This window comes from Frigoribacterium sp. AP1 (genome assembly GCF_056680555.1).
Map to the genome: position 1 here is coordinate 1,734,187 of NZ_CM155288.1, position 14,519 is coordinate 1,748,705.

At 69.8% G+C, this 14,519-nt stretch carries 13 protein-coding genes; all 13 read left to right on the plus strand.

The window, feature by feature from the left end:
* The first annotated feature begins 150 nt into the window (after window positions 1-150).
* The 13 genes from AC1MBW_RS08325 (at window position 151) to AC1MBW_RS08385 (ending at window position 14,348) form a co-directional block, all read left to right on the plus strand.
* Window positions 151-1,812, plus strand: a complete 1,662-nt coding sequence (locus AC1MBW_RS08325) for a GspE/PulE family protein (protein WP_480024156.1) — start codon at window positions 151-153, stop codon at window positions 1,810-1,812.
* A gap of 46 nt (window positions 1,813-1,858) precedes the next feature.
* A complete protein-coding gene (locus AC1MBW_RS08330; protein ID WP_480024157.1) occupies window positions 1,859-3,856 on the plus strand; it encodes a type IV pilus twitching motility protein PilT in 1,998 nt (665 codons plus the stop codon).
* On the plus strand, window positions 3,856-5,088 hold the full coding sequence (locus tag AC1MBW_RS08335) for a type II secretion system F family protein (protein ID WP_054145407.1): 1,233 nt from the start codon (window positions 3,856-3,858) through the stop codon (window positions 5,086-5,088). The genes AC1MBW_RS08330 and AC1MBW_RS08335 overlap by 1 nt, the downstream gene beginning before the upstream one ends.
* A 295-nt stretch (window positions 5,089-5,383) precedes the next feature.
* Complete coding sequence (locus tag AC1MBW_RS08340; RefSeq protein WP_480024158.1) at window positions 5,384-5,857, plus strand: type II secretion system protein; 474 nt, start codon at window positions 5,384-5,386, stop codon at window positions 5,855-5,857.
* Window positions 5,858-5,943: 86 nt separating this feature from the next.
* Window positions 5,944-7,359: a hypothetical protein gene (locus AC1MBW_RS08345; protein ID WP_480024159.1), complete on the plus strand. Its 1,416-nt coding sequence runs from the start codon at window positions 5,944-5,946 to the stop codon at window positions 7,357-7,359.
* Window positions 7,356-8,045, plus strand: coding sequence for a PulJ/GspJ family protein (locus AC1MBW_RS08350; RefSeq protein WP_480024160.1), 690 nt, complete (start codon window positions 7,356-7,358; stop codon window positions 8,043-8,045). The genes AC1MBW_RS08345 and AC1MBW_RS08350 overlap by 4 nt, the downstream gene beginning before the upstream one ends.
* Entirely contained in the window at window positions 8,042-9,823 is a 1,782-nt protein-coding gene (locus tag AC1MBW_RS08355; RefSeq protein ID WP_480024161.1) for a hypothetical protein, read from the plus strand. Before AC1MBW_RS08350 ends, AC1MBW_RS08355 begins: the two co-directional genes overlap by 4 nt.
* Complete coding sequence (locus tag AC1MBW_RS08360; protein ID WP_480024162.1) at window positions 9,820-10,659, plus strand: prepilin peptidase; 840 nt, start codon at window positions 9,820-9,822, stop codon at window positions 10,657-10,659. Before AC1MBW_RS08355 ends, AC1MBW_RS08360 begins: the two co-directional genes overlap by 4 nt.
* Before the next feature lie 28 nt (window positions 10,660-10,687).
* Window positions 10,688-11,737 carry a type IV pilus assembly protein PilM gene (gene pilM, locus AC1MBW_RS08365; protein ID WP_480024163.1) on the plus strand — a complete coding sequence of 350 codons (1,050 nt, stop codon included), beginning with the start codon at window positions 10,688-10,690 and terminating at the stop codon, window positions 11,735-11,737.
* Window positions 11,734-12,396 (plus strand): hypothetical protein, encoded by a 663-nt coding sequence (locus tag AC1MBW_RS08370; protein WP_043596491.1) that lies wholly within the window; start codon window positions 11,734-11,736, stop codon window positions 12,394-12,396. The genes pilM and AC1MBW_RS08370 overlap by 4 nt, the downstream gene beginning before the upstream one ends.
* A gap of 2 nt (window positions 12,397-12,398) precedes the next feature.
* A complete protein-coding gene (locus AC1MBW_RS08375; protein ID WP_480024164.1) occupies window positions 12,399-13,175 on the plus strand; it encodes a hypothetical protein in 777 nt (258 codons plus the stop codon).
* A 100-nt stretch (window positions 13,176-13,275) separates the two neighbouring features.
* A complete protein-coding gene (locus AC1MBW_RS08380) occupies window positions 13,276-13,731 on the plus strand; it encodes a CBU_0592 family membrane protein (protein WP_054145415.1) in 456 nt (151 codons plus the stop codon).
* A gap of 41 nt (window positions 13,732-13,772) precedes the next feature.
* Window positions 13,773-14,348, plus strand: a complete 576-nt coding sequence (locus AC1MBW_RS08385; RefSeq protein WP_480024165.1) for a DUF6121 family protein — start codon at window positions 13,773-13,775, stop codon at window positions 14,346-14,348.
* The last annotated feature ends 171 nt before the right edge of the window (window positions 14,349-14,519 follow it).

Sequence of the window (14,519 nt, forward strand, 5' to 3'; positions counted from 1 at the left end):
GACCGTCGCACCCCTTCGAGGGGCACCCGCTCTGGGACGTGCCGGCGGTGGCACCCCGGCCGTAGCGTGAGGCAAGCTCGGTCCCGACCCCGAGCGTCGAACGGCCTCGTCGTCCTACCCCCGAGGCCCTGTACTTCCGAGGAGGTACGCGTGGCTTCCATGACCGAGATCCTGATCTTGCACGGGCTGTTGCCGATCGAGCAACTCGACGTGATCCCGCGCGGCCCGGCCGAGGAAGAGGCGTCGATCCGCGACCTCCTCTCCCGAGGCGTCGTCACCGAGATGCAGGTGGCGAGGGCCCGGGCCACCGCCGCCGACCTCGACTTCGTCGAGCTGATCGACTACCCCGTCGACCGATCGGCCGTGACGATGGTGCCCGCGGCCGTGTGCCGACGGCACAAGGTCCTGCCGATCGGGGTGCGCGACGGTTCGTTGATCCTCGCCATGGAGGACCCGGGCGACGTCTTCGCCATCGACGACGTCCGTGCCGGCCTCCGCATGGGCGTCGACCCCGTCGTCGCCGAGAAGAACGACCTGCGCGCCGCCATCGACCGCTACCTCCGCGCCGACGACGAGCTGAACGACCTGACGTCGACCCTCGAAGAGGAGAGGGCGCACGAGACGGCGGCCGACATCACCGACGGCCCCGACGACGACGTGCCGATCGTCCGGTTCGTCAACCTGCTCGTGAGCCAGGCGATCACCGACCACGCCTCCGACATCCACATCGAGCCGTCCGAGACCGACGTGCGCATCCGCTACCGGATCGACGGTGTGCTGCACGAGATGCAACCGGCGCCGAAGGCGATCCAGAACGGCGTCATCTCGCGCCTCAAGATCATGAGCGAGATCGACATCGCCGAGCGTCGCAAGCCCCAGGACGGCCGCATGTCGGTGCGCCACGGCGGGCGCCAGATCGACCTGCGGGTGGCGACGCTGCCGACCGTGTGGGGCGAGAAGGTCGTCATGCGCATCCTCGACAACTCGAACACCTCGATGAGCCTGCGCGACCTCAACCTGCTCGAGCGCAACTTCGACGTCTACGCCGAGTCGTACTCGAAGCCCTACGGCATGATCCTCGTCACCGGTCCCACGGGTTCGGGCAAGTCGACGACGCTGTACACGACGCTCAACGCCGTCGCCCGTCCCGAGATCAACGTCATCACGGTCGAGGACCCGGTCGAGTACCGCATGAAGGGCATCAACCAGGTGCAGGTCAACCCCAAGGCGGGCCTGACCTTCGCGAGTGCGCTCCGCAGCATCCTGCGGTCCGACCCCGACGTCGTCCTGCTCGGTGAGATCCGCGACCACGAGACGGCGCAGATCGCGATCGAGGCGTCGCTCACCGGCCACCTCGTGTTGAGCACGTTGCACACGAACGACGCCCCGAGCGCGATCACCCGTCTCACCGAGATGGGCATCGAGCCCTTCCTCGTGGGGTCGGCCATCGACTGCGTCGTCGCCCAGCGCCTCGCGCGTCGTCTCTGCGACCGGTGCAAGACTCCCACGGCGTACTCGCCGCTGCAGCTGGCACACCTGAAGTTCCGCGTCGGTCCGGACGAGAACCCCACGGTGTACCAGCCGGTCGGCTGCCAGCAGTGCTCGAACACGGGCTACCGCGGTCGCATCGCGCTGCACGAGGTGATGAGCGTCTCGGAAGAGATCGAACGCCTCGCCGTCGCCCGCGCGTCCAGCGCCGAAATCGGCCGCGTCGCCCGCGAGCAGGGCATGTTGAGCCTGCGTCAGGACGGTTGGGAGAAGGCCAAGCTCGGCCTCACCAGCGTCGAAGAGATCCTGCGGGTCGTCGCGTGACGCCCGTCTCCGGCCGAGCCCGGACCGAGAACGAGGAGGCCCTCTCATGAGCGCTTCGATCTACGACCTCCCCGACGACTCGGCTGCCGAGGCCGCCGCCCTCGCGGGGTGGACGCCGGGGCGTCCGGGCAACGAGGTCCGGTCCGCGACCGCCTCCGCGACCACGTCGTCGACGGCTCCGGCCGACGCGTCGTCGTTCCCGTCCGCTCCCGCATCGCCCGGTGCCGCCGCGACGGCCCCCGTCTACAGCCTCGACGGTGGTCAGGACCCGGTCATGGGCTGGACGCCCACGCGCGCCCCCTCGAGCCGCCGCGCCGCTCGACTCGCCGAGGCCCTGGTCGACAAGGCCGCGCTCGCCGACCAGGAGGCCCTGCTCGTCCCCGACACCGGTCCCTCGCCGGTCCTGCCCCGGTCGGCCGCGGCCCCGTCGTCCCTGTCCGCACCGTCGTCGGTCGCCGCGCCGTCCTCCGGGACTCCTGCGGTGCCCGCCCCGGCACCGCTCAGCCCGCCGCCCGCCGGCCACGTGCTGCCCACGACGCCGCGGCCCGGCTGGGTCGACCCCCGCTTCGAGGAGCCGATCCGCGCCTCCCGGGCTCAGGCCGACCCCACGCAGGAGGCGCGGGCCGACTTCGCGACGGACCTCACCGCCACCGCCCCCACCGTCGCGATCCCGGCGACGGCCGGCACGACGGCGACGAGCTCGTCGGCCTCGCCGTTCGCCGCCGAGGGCGTCGTCTTCCCGACCGCCGCCGGCACCCCGGCGTCCCCGTCCGCAGTCGCCCCCTGGGACGCCCCGGCCCCGCAGCACGTCGCGGCCGACGCGCCGACCGCCGTCCTCACCACCCCCGAGGACGCGGCCGACTTCCACGGCATCGAGCTGCACCGCCACCCGCGCGACCACGCGCACGCCGGGCTCGTCTCGGCGTTGATCCAGGTCGTGCTGCAGAACGCGTCCGACCTGCACGTCACCACCGACGCGATGCCGACGATCCGCGTCGACGGCGCCCTGCGACCGGCCCTCGCCGGCGGGACCGTCTGGGATGCGGCCATCGTCCGCACGGCGCTGGAGAGCCTGCTCACGCCCGAGCAGCAGCAGCGGTTCGACGACGAGCTCGAGCTCGACTTCGCCTACTCGCTCTCGGACGAGGCGCGTTTCCGCGTGAACTTCTACCAGCAGCGCGGTTCGTTGGGGGCGGCGTTCCGGCTCATCCCGACCGAGATCAAGCAGCTCGGCGACCTGGGCGTGCCCGAGTCGGTGTCGACCTTCGCCAAGCTGCCGCGCGGTCTCGTGCTCGTCACGGGCCCCACGGGTTCGGGCAAGTCGACGACCCTCGCGGCACTGATCGACCTCGTCAACCGCACGCGCGCCGACCACATCGTGACGGTCGAGGACCCGATCGAGTTCATGCACCAGCACAAGAAGTCGCTCGTGAACCAGCGCGAGGTCGGGCACGACACGCACAGCTTCGCGGCGGCGCTCAAGCACGTGCTGCGGCAGGACCCCGACGTCATCCTGATCGGCGAGCTCCGCGACCTCGAGACCATCTCGGTCGCGCTGACCGCCGCCGAGACCGGCCACCTGGTGTTCGCGACCCTGCACACGCAGAGCGCGGCGCAGACGATCGACCGCGTCATCGACGTGTTCCCGCCGTACCAGCAGGACCAGGTGCGCACGCAGCTCGCCTCGACGCTGCAGGGCGTCGTCTGCCAGACGCTGCTGCCCAAGGCCAGCGGTCGGGGCCGGGTCGTGGCGACCGAGATCATGATGATGACCCCCGCCATCGGCAACCTCGTCCGCGAGGGCAAGACCTACCAGATCGCCTCGTCGATGCAGGCCGGCCGCGACCTCGGCATGCACACGATGGACCAGAAGCTCGCCGACCTGGTGAACACCGGCGTCGTGACGCACAAGGCCGCCATGGAGAAGGTGCACGATCGTGAAGGGTTCGACCGTCTCGTGACGCGTGTGATCAACAAGTCCGAGAGCCAGGGCCTCGACAGCGGCATCGACTTCGGCGACTCGTTCTCGGGCGGGGCCGCCTGATGGCCGGGGCAGTCGCCTACGCCTACAAGGGGCGTGACGGGGCCGGCAAGGTCGTCAAGGGCAAGGTCGACGCGTCGAGCGAGGGCGCGGTCATCACCCGCCTCCGCACGATGGGCGTGCAGCCGATCTCGATCAGCGAGGCGGGCGCCGGCACGGGTCTGCAGCGCGAGGTGTCGATCCCCGGGCTCGGCGACCGTGCGGTCAAGATGAAGGACATCGCGGTCATGTCGCGCCAGATGGCGACCATGATCGGCTCGGGGCTGTCGCTGCTGCGCACCCTGACGATCCTCGCCGACCAGGTCGAGAACAAGCGGCTGGCCAAGATCATGGCCGAGGTGCGTGACGACGTCGAGACCGGCGTCTCGTTCTCGGACGCGGTCGGCAAGCACGACAAGGACTTCCCGCCGCTGATGATCAACATGATCAAGGCGGGCGAGACCGGCGGGTTCCTCGACAAGGCGCTCGAGTCGACGGCGGAGAACTTCGAGAAAGAGGTGGCGCTGCGGTCGACGATCAAGTCGGCCATGACCTACCCGGTCGTCGTGCTCGTCATGTCGCTCGTCGCGGTCGTCATCATGCTGCTGTTCATCGTGCCGATCTTCCAGGACATGTTCACGAACCTCGGCGGGCAGCTGCCGTTGCCGACGATGATGCTCGTCTACGCCTCGCGGGCGATGCCGTACGTGGTGCCGGCCGGCATCGTCGTCGGCATCGCGTTCTCGATCTGGTGGCGGACGAACAAGAACTCGGTCAAGGTGCGGGCGTTCCTCGACCCGCTGAAGCTGAGGCTGCCCGTCTTCGGCGCGCTGTTCCGCAAGATCGCGATCGCTCGGTTCAGCCGCAACTTCTCGAACATGATCGGGGCCGGCGTGCCCATCCTCACGGCACTGCGCATCGTGGGCGAGGTGTCGGGCAACTACGTCCTCGAGGAGGCGCTGGTCAAGGTGGCCGAGTCGGTGCGGCAGGGCGAGTCCATCGCCGGACCGCTGACCGAGTCGGGGGTCTTCCCGTCGATGGTCACGCAGATGATCTCGGTCGGTGAGGACAGCGGTTCGCTGCAGACGATGCTCGAGAAGGTCGCGGACTTCTACGACCAAGAGGTCAAGTCGACGACCGAGTCGCTCACGGCCCTGATCGAGCCCCTCTTGATCGCCTTCCTGGGCGTCGTCGTCGGCGGAATGATCGTGGCGTTGTACCTGCCCATCTTCCAGATCACGTCGCTGATCAAGTAACGCACCAGGCACCCCCGCAGGAGGCGCGGGCCGGCTCACGAGGCCGACTCGCGCCTCCTTCTCGTGCCGGGCGTCTCGCGACTGGGCGGTCTACCCCGCAAACGGGTGCTGACCAGCGCTTTTCGGCCTTTCGGGGGATACCCGAACTGGGGCCGTGTCGCAGCCCAAAACCCCCCTTCCAAGGGATTCTCGGGCACTTTCCCAGCTGGCACCATCGATCTCGGCGGGAGCACAGTGACCGCCGACCCGATCACTCGGACACCACTCCCGCACCCGACCGAACAGGACCAGCGACATGTACTTCACCCTCATGGGCAAGCTCAGCGCCCGCCGTCAGAACCTCGCCGAAGAAAAGGACAAGGGCTTCACCCTGATCGAGCTCCTCGTCGTCGTGATCATCATCGGCATCCTCGCCGCGATCGCCATCCCGGTGTACCTCGGCGTGCAGAACAACGCCAAGGACTCCAGCGTGAAGAGCGACGTGACGAACCTCAAGACGGCTGTGATCAGCCTGCAGACGAACGCGACGAGCACGCTGCCCGCCACTGCCACCTTCACGCAGACCGCGAAGCCCGCGGCGGGGACGGGGACTACTCCCGACTGGGCCGGCGCGGGGGCCACCATCAGCGACAGCACGACCGAACTCAAGTACGGCGCGAACACCGTCGCCGGCGACTCGATCTGCATCATCGGCACGAGCTCGACGAACAAGAAGTTCTACGCCACGGGCAACTCGGGTGTGAGCGAAACAGCCTGCACCATCAAGTAACCCTCCGCTGGGGGCGTGCCAGGCCTCGAGCCTGCGCGCCCCCAGCCCCTGCTTCCACCCTCGACCCGACCGGGAGGTGAACCACCATGTTCCAGCGCCTCAGCGCCCGTCTCCGTCCCCTCGACCCCGAGGCGCGTGACGGCGGCCTGTCGATCGTCGAGGTGGTCGTCGCCCTCCTGGTCTTCGCGATCATCACCGTCGGCTCGATCGTCGCCGTCGGCACCACGCTGACGATGTCGAGCGACAACCGCAGCCGTGAGGTCGCCACCAACCTCGCCGCCCAGGCCGTCGACGTCGCCCGCTCAGTGACCGACGTCGTCGCGGTGGCCTCGGGCACGACGACGACCGTCGTCAACGGGACAACGTTCACCGTGGCCCAGACCGCCGCCTGGATCACCACCACCGGCGTGGACGCGACCTGCACCCCGGCCGCGTCGTCGGGCAACGGTTCGCTGTTCTACAAGCGTCTGCAGGTCGCGGTCACCTGGTCGGGCATGCGCAAGACGACCTCTCCCGTGCGCAGCGACACGATCCTCGCCCCCAACAGCCGGCTCAACGACCAGGACACCGGCACGATCGTGATCGGCGTCAAGGACACCAAGGGCGCCCCGGTCGCTGGTGTCGTCGTCACGGTCGAGCCCGACGCCGGCTCGAACACGCCCGGCAAGGCGCTGACCTCGGCCTCGAAGCCGGGCGTGACGAACGCCGACGGATGCGCGGTCGCCATCAAGGTGCTGCCGGGCTCCTACAAGGTGACCGTCTCGCGCGCCGACGCCGCGCCCTATCGCGACTCCCGGCAGCAGCCCGCGCCGGTCAAGACGGGTACCTCCGTCGTCAAGGGCGACACCGCGGGTGTGTCGTTCACCTACGACCTCGGCGACGACTTCGAGCTCGGCTATGCCTCGAACTACGCCGGCGGCACCGTGCTGCTGCCGAACGACCTCAAGACCACCGTCCTCGGCGGGCCCGAAGCGTACGTGCTCAACGGCCCGGTGAGCGACGCCTACCTCTTCCCCCTGACGACCGGCTACCAGCTGATCTCCGGCACGTATCTGCCCGTCGGCACGACCGGCGGCAGCTGCCTCTCACCCGACCCGGCCTCGTGGCCTGCCAACGCCGCCGGCAAGACGGCCACGCGCCAGCCGTTCGTCGCCGCGTCGGACAAGACCGCTGCCTACCCGCTGCCGATGGGCGTGACGACCGTGAAGCTCGCCGCGGGCAGCGACACCGTCATCCAGGCCAAGTCCACGACTGCTCTGAACGGCGACCCGGGCTGCGCCGCCACCCAGACCTACACCTTCACGGTCAAGAACAAGACGCCGGCCAACGAGGTGACGATCGCCCTGCCCTACGGCACCTGGGCGATCAGCTCGGGCACGTCGACCTCGAACCTCCGGTCGTTGACCATCAGCGGGTTGATCGGCAGCATCATCGGGGCCATCTTCGGCGGCAGCGGCGGCACCGCCAACGTCGTCACGCTCGACCCGAGGCCCGCCAAGTGACCGCGCTGCGACGACTCATCGCCCGGGCCCACCGTGACGAGGGCGTCAGCCTGGCCGAGCTGCTCGTGGCGATCATGGTCTTCGGCATCGTCCTCACAGTCGTCTCGACCACCTTCGTCTCGTTGACGAAGGCCACGGCCCAGGCCCGCTTCATCGACGCCAACACCCGCGTCGCCTCGAACGGGTTGAACGACCTCAGTCGGACCATCCGCGCCGCCCGCACGATCGCCCAGCCCGGCGGCATCGAGGCGTCGTCGTTCACGCTCGCCACGACCGAGAGCCTCACTCTGACGACAGCCGTCAACACCGCGGACTCCCTGACCACCGTGCCGCGGCGCGTGACCTTCCGCGTCGAGGCCGACCGCACCCTGAGCTCGTCCACCGTCGTGGCCACGCCCCTCCAGGCCGACTTCTGGCAGTTCACCTCGCCGGCGACCAAGCGCGCCCTCGGCGGCACCGTCGTCACGGCCGCGAGCAGCGGTGCGCCGCTCTTCACCTACCTCGACTTCACGGGCAAGGCGCTGACCCCCGACGCCTCGGGTGCGCTCACGGCGTCGCAGCTGCCCTCCATCGCCGCGGTGACCATCTCCTTGACCATCGACCGCACGAGCTCGATGTCGAGCCAGGCGGTCACCCTGCAGAACACCGTCTCGCTGTCCAACCTCGCCGGAGGGGCGACGACATGACCTCCTTGCGCACCCGTCTCGGCCTGGGCGGCCCGTCCGCCGAGAGCGGCATGGCCATGGCCATCACCCTCATCTTCGGCATGGTGCTGGTCATCATGGCCGCCACCGCCCTCACCGTGGCCACCAGTGGGTTGAAGAAGGCCGACGGCGACCAGGACTTCAACGGTGCCCTGGCCGCGGCCTACGCCGGCGTCGAGGAGTACCAGTCGCGCCTCGCCAACGACAACAGCTACCAGCAGTACGGCGACTCCGACGCCCCGTTCAGCAAGGCGACAGCCAGCAAGCTGACCTTGCCCTCGGGCAGCCAGGCCAACAAGGCGTTCGGCTCGGGCCCCTCGGGCTCGTGGGCCTCGGTGCCGGGCAGCTCCGACCTCGCGCAGTTCCGGTACGAGGTCGACAACTCGAAGTACGTCGGGTCGGGTGCCCTGCGCATCCGCTCGACGGGCAAGGTCGGTTCGGCCACGCGGTCGGTCATCGCCGACCTGCGCCAGAAGGGCTTCATCGACTACCTGTACTTCACGGACATCGAGTCCCAGGACCCCACGCTCACCCGCAGCACGAACGCGGACTGCACGAAGCACGCCTGGGAAGGACGCACCCAAGGGGACGACTGCGGCGAGATCGCGTTCAGCGGTGGAGACACGATCTACGGTCCGGCGCACTCCAACGACACGATGCGCGTCTGCTCGGCGACCTTCAAGGAGGTCGTGACCACGGCCGACCCGACCCTCGGACGCACGTACGCCAAGGTCGACTCGAACAACAGCGCCTGCGCGGGCCAGACCTTCGACAAGGGCGTCCCCGGCCAGGTGGCGACCGTGCAGATGCCCGACACCAACAACGACAAGGTGCGCGAGACCCGCACCGACATCCCCACCGAGGTGCCGCGCCCCGGCTGCCTCTACACCGGGCCGACCGACATCGTCTTCACCGCCGACGGCAAGATGACCGTCAAGTCGCCGTACTCGAAGATGACGCGACTCGCGAACGCCGAGGCCACCGAGGGCAGCGCGCCGGCCGAGTGCGGCCTGCCGGGCACCGGGAAGGGCCAGCTCGGCTCGGCCGAGGGCGCGACCATCACCGTGCCCGTGAACAACCTGGTCTACGTCCAGGACATCCCCGTGCCCGCGTCGGGGAAGGGTAAGTCCAACGTCAACGCGTGGGCCTCCACCGGCGACCTCACCGAGACCTCGTGCTCCAACAACCACGTCGGCTACCCCCTGGTCGGCGAGTCCGTCCCGATCGCGAGCACGGCCGGCGGTCCGGGTTCCGGGGCCTGCGCCTACGGTGCCCGCAGCGGGGACGCCTTCGTCAAGGGCACCTTCCAGGGGCAGCTGACCATCGCGGCGAAGAACTACCTCTACGTCACGGGCGACCTGACCTACGCGTCCATGAACGCGAGCACGAACATCCTCGGCCTGGCCTCCGACGGCGTGACCTGGGTGCACAACCCGGTCAACGTCTTCGGCGGTTCCATGCTGGGCGACCGTGACCGTGAGATCGACGCCGCGATCATCTCCGTCCAGCACTCGTTCCTCGTGCAGAACTACGGGCGCGGTGGCGACCGGGGCACGCTGACCATCAAGGGGTCGATCTCGCAGGCGTACCGCGGCGTCGTGCGAAGCGGTTCGAACGGGTACATCAAGGCCTACGCGTACGACACGCGCCTGCGCTACCTCGCGCCGCCCAAGTTCCTCAGCCCGGTCACGACCTCGTACGGCGTCACTACGCAGACCGAGGTCAAGGCCGCCTTCACGTCGACCGGGGCCGCCTCGTGATCGCGGCCCCGTGGATCACCGCCGTCCTCGTGGCGGGTGGCTTCGGACTGCTCATCGGATCGTTCCTCAACGTCGTGGTGTACCGCGTCCCCGCAGGCATCTCGATCGCGCGACCCGCGAGCGCCTGCCCGAGCTGCTCGACGCCGATCCGCCGCCGGGACAACGTGCCCGTGGTCAGTTGGCTCGCGCTCGGCGGGAAGTGCCGCGACTGCCGCACGTCCATCTCGGCCCGCTATCCGATCGTCGAGCTGGCGACCGGCCTGTTCTTCGTGCTCGTCGCCGCGCGACTGTGGCCGCTCCTCGACGTGCCCACCGAGGCGTTGCCGCTCGTGTCGCGCCTCCTGTCGCTCGTCGCGTTCCTCTGGCTGGCCGGCGTCAGCGTCGCGCTCGCCGTGATCGACCTCGAACACCACCGACTGCCGGACGCGATCGTGCTACCGTCCTACGCCGTCGGGGGCGCACTCCTGGCCGCCTCGAGCATCCTCGTCGGGGACTGGCCGGCGCTCGTCCGTGCCGCCATCGGCCTGGCCTCCCTCTTCGCCTTCTACCTGATCGCCGCCCTGTCGTACCCGGGCGGCATGGGCTTCGGCGACGTCAAGCTCGCCGGCGTGCTCGGCCTCTACCTCGCCTGGCTCGGGTGGGGCGAGTTCGCCGTGGGCGCCTTCGCGGCGTTCCTGCTCGGCGGCCTGTTCGCCGTCGTCCTCCTGGCCACCCGACGCGTCGAACGCACCGGTGGCATCCCCTTCGGCCCCTGGATGCTCGCGGGCGCCTGGGTCGGCGTCTTCGCCGGCGGCACCGTCGCCACGGCGTACCTCACCCTCCTCGGCCTGGCATGACCCGGCGAACTGACAGAGAGCAGAACTGATGGGCAAGAACATCGTGGGCATCGACATCGGCAGCCGCTTCGTGCGCGCGGTCGAGGTCGCCGACGTCGACAAGGCCAGGCCGACGATCGTCCGGTTCAGCGAGGTCTCCCTGCCCGACGGCGCCGCGAGCCGCGGAGAGGTCATCGAGTCGCAGACCATGGCCGGCACTCTCAAGCAGCTGTGGTCGGCCGGGGGCTTCAAGAGCAAGCGCGTCGTGCTGGGCATGGGAAACCAGCGGGTGCTCGCGCGCGACATGACCGTGCCCAAGGCATCGCACAAGCGCATCCGCGAGATGCTGCCGTTCCAGGTGCAGGACATGCTGCCCGTCCCGGTCGCCGACGCGCTACTCGACTTCTACCCCTACGCCGAGGGGCTCGGCGAGAACGGTCCCGTCGTCCACGGCTTGCTGATCGCGGCGGTCAAGGACGCCGTGCTCGGCAACGTTCAGGCGAGCAAGCTCGCCGGCCTGACCACGCTGGGGGTCGACCTCATCCCGTTCTCGAACACGCGCCTCCTCGTCACCCGTCCGCGCATCGCGGGCACGGTGGCGCTCGTCGAGATCGGGCACAGCACGACCTCGGTCATCATGATCGCCGACGGCGTCCCCCAGTTCGTCCGCATCATCCCCTCGGGCGGAGACGACGTCACGCAGGCCGTCGCGACGAAGCTCGAGGTCTCGGTCCAGGTCGCCGAGGGCATCAAGTTCGGCCGCGGACTCGCTACGACCGTCGCGACGCCCGACGAGCAGGCCGCGTCGGCTGCGATCTTCGAATCCGTGAACGAGTTGCTCGGCAGCCTGCGCAACACGATCCAGTACTACGTCAACACCCGCCCGACCGAGACGGTCGCGGGCATCATGATCGCCGGCGGGGGAGCGGCCCTGCCGGGCCTCCCCGAGGCGCTCAGCGAGGTCACCCGCCTGCCGGTGGCCCTCGCCGACCCGTTCGCGACGGTGGGCTTCGCGAAGAACCTCGACGAGGCCGCCCTGCGGTCCCGCTCGACCGACCTGACCGTGGCCCTCGGCCTGGCCCTGGGGAGCGCAGCATGAGAACCCGCGGAAAAGACACCGGCATCACCGTAGGAGGCGCGCCCCGCGTCGACCTGCTGCCCCCGGAGGTCCGCGCCGAGCGTCGCGCCGCGGCCCTGACCCGTCGGGTCTGGGCCGGCGTCGTCGTGGTCGCCGTCGTCGTCGGAATCGGATCGGGTGCGGCGTTCCTCCAACGCATGCAGGCCGAGGACGGACTGATGACCGCCCAGGGTGAGACCCAGTCGCTGCTCATGTCGCAGACGAAGTACGCGGACCTGAAGACCACGCAGGGAAAGCTCGACCTGGTCGAGGCCGCCCAGAAGGTCGGCGGTTCGACCGACATCGACTGGCCGACCTACCTCGAGAAGGTGCAGGGCACACTTCCCGTCGGCGTGACCATCGTCAGCGTCTCGCTCGACCAGGCCTCGCCACTCGTCCAGTACACGCAGCCCACGGCGCCCCTGCAGGGTTCGCGTGTGGCGACCCTCACGTTCCAGGCGTCGAGTCCGACCCTGCCGTCCGTGCCCGACTGGTTGAACGGGCTCGCGACCCTCCCCGGTTTCGCCGACGCCCAGCCGGGCTCGGTGACCCTCGAGGAAGGCGTCTACAGAGCCGACATCACGATGCACATCACGGCGGACGCCTTCTCGGGCCGCTTCGACCAGAAGGCCGGCGAGTGACCATGGACCGCAACCGGATGATGCTGATCGCCGCCGCCCTGACCGGCGTCGTGGTGCTCGCCCTCGGATTCCTCGTGGGGGTGCAGCCGCAACTCGCCGCCGCCTCGTTCGCCGAGTCGCAACAGCAGAGCGTCGAGACGCAGAACGAGACCCTGCGCGAGAGCCTCGCGACCCTCGAGGCCGACAACGCCGCCCTCCCCGACCTGAAGTCCGAGTTGGCGACGCTCGACACGTCCGTGCCGTCCCAGGCCGCCCTGTCGTCGTTCCTGACCGAACTCGACCAGCTGGCCGGGGCCTCGGGCACGACCGTCACGGGGTTCACCTCGTCCGACGCGACGGCCTACGAGCCCACGACCACGGACGTCGCCGCACCCGCCTCGACCGACGCGGCGGCATCCGACGCGGCCGGGACCGACGCGGCGACCACCGCCCCCGCCGCGCCCACCGCCCCCGACCTCGTGACCGACCCGCTCGTCACCGCGACGAACTTCTCGTCGATCCCGATCACGGTCAGCATCCAGGGCAGCTACGCGCAGGCCCGCGACTTCCTCTCGAAGTTGCAGGGCGGGTCGCGACTCTTCCTCGTGACGACCTTCGCCAGCACCGGCAGCTCCGAGGCCGGCGACGCGACCGGTGTCCCCGACCAGTGGACCGTCGGCGGCCTCGTCTACGTCCTCCAGGACGCCGCCGCGACCCAGGCCGACCAGGCCGCCGAGACCCCCGCCGCCACGGCCGAGGGCACCGACGGCACGAGCTCGGACACCGCCGCCGGCCAGTAGCTCGCGACCCCCTCGGACTGGGGTTCGGCCCCCGGTTCCGGACCCCGTCCAGGCCCCCTTATGATCGATCGTCCGCTGCGCGATCGTGAGGAGAAGAGGCGTGGTCTTCGAGGTCCTGGGCTGGGTCGGCGCCGTCGTCGTCCTGGCTGGTTACGCCCTGTTCTCGCTGGGCAAGCTGCCCAACGGGCCCGTCTACCAACTGGCCAACCTGGTCGGCTCGGTGTGCATCTCGATCAATGTCGCCAGTCACGGTGCGTTGCCCTCGACCATCGTCAACGCACTCTGGGCGATCATCGCCGCGATCGTCCTCGTCCGCATGGCCCGCCGGCCCCGCCGAACCGCTCGCGCCGTCGCCTCGACGTCCGGCGTGCCGCTCGCGGTCGCAGCCGAACCGACGATGCAGCCGACGACCCAGCCCGTCCCGCTGATGGACTCCGTCCCGGTCATCACAGCCGCCCTGGCCGTCGTCACCCTGGCGGCGATGGAGCACGCGCAGCACACCCAGCAGGCGAGCGAGACCCACGCCCCTCGACCCCAGACCGAGGCCGTCGCCTGACGACGCCCACCGCGCCTCCCGCGGACGCGTAGCCTCGAAGGATGTCCCGAGCCGTCTACGCCGTCATGGGCACCGTCCTCTTCGGTGCGCTCGTCATCATGGTCGCGGGCTTCGAGGCGCTGCTGCTCGACCGCGACCCGATCGACGAGCCCGACGCCGGCACGCTCCTCGGCCCCCTGATGGTCGCCGCCGCCGTGCTCGTCGTGTTGCTGTCGCTCCTGCGGTCGGCGGCACTCTCCGACGCCCGCGACGACAGGGCTCCGGAGGTGCGGGGCACGTTCCCCGCCCAGCCCGCCGTGTTCGCCCGCCCGGGCGCCGCGGGCGGAACGCGCTCCGGCACCGGTGACGAGGTGACCGGCCCTGGAGGGCCCGAATCGCGCCTCCTCGTGGTCGCGATCGTCACCGCAGCGCTCGTGTACGTCCTGATGCTCGCCGTCGGGGGAGTCGTCTACGGCCTCGTGCGGGAGGAGCTCGTCTGGGTGCTGCTCTTCGCCGCCCGGTACGCCGTGTCGCCCTTCGTGATCGGCTCGGCGATCTGCGCAGGACTGGTCGTCGGGGGCACGCTCGCCGTGTCCCGCATCGACCCGGGGCACGCCGACCCTCGACCATTTGATTAAGGCACTACCGCAAGATAAGCTCTTTCGGGTGTGCGCCTGACCGCGCGCCCGAATAAAAGCCCCCTCGACCTCGCGGCCGGGACGGGCAGACCGTCTCGGCCACCGAGACGAGGATGCCGGCTGATCAGCCGGACAGAGCAGAGCGATGCGAGAGCAGCGCGACTCGGCGTG

Bases quoted from the DNA above. Each gene is read 5' to 3' on its own strand.
- AC1MBW_RS08385 (WP_480024165.1), top strand. From the start codon at position 13,773: ATGTCCCGAGCCGTCTACGCCGTCATGGGCACCGTCCTCTTCGGTGCG.
- AC1MBW_RS08335 (WP_054145407.1), top strand. From the start codon at position 3,856: ATGGCCGGGGCAGTCGCCTACGCCTACAAGGGGCGTGACGGGGCCGGC.
- pilM (WP_480024163.1), top strand. From the start codon at position 10,688: ATGGGCAAGAACATCGTGGGCATCGACATCGGCAGCCGCTTCGTGCGC.
- AC1MBW_RS08330 (WP_480024157.1), top strand. From the start codon at position 1,859: ATGAGCGCTTCGATCTACGACCTCCCCGACGACTCGGCTGCCGAGGCC.
- AC1MBW_RS08340 (WP_480024158.1), top strand. From the start codon at position 5,384: ATGTACTTCACCCTCATGGGCAAGCTCAGCGCCCGCCGTCAGAACCTC.
- AC1MBW_RS08370 (WP_043596491.1), top strand. From the start codon at position 11,734: ATGAGAACCCGCGGAAAAGACACCGGCATCACCGTAGGAGGCGCGCCC.
- AC1MBW_RS08355 (WP_480024161.1), top strand. From the start codon at position 8,042: ATGACCTCCTTGCGCACCCGTCTCGGCCTGGGCGGCCCGTCCGCCGAG.
- AC1MBW_RS08375 (WP_480024164.1), top strand. From the start codon at position 12,399: ATGGACCGCAACCGGATGATGCTGATCGCCGCCGCCCTGACCGGCGTC.
- AC1MBW_RS08345 (WP_480024159.1), top strand. From the start codon at position 5,944: ATGTTCCAGCGCCTCAGCGCCCGTCTCCGTCCCCTCGACCCCGAGGCG.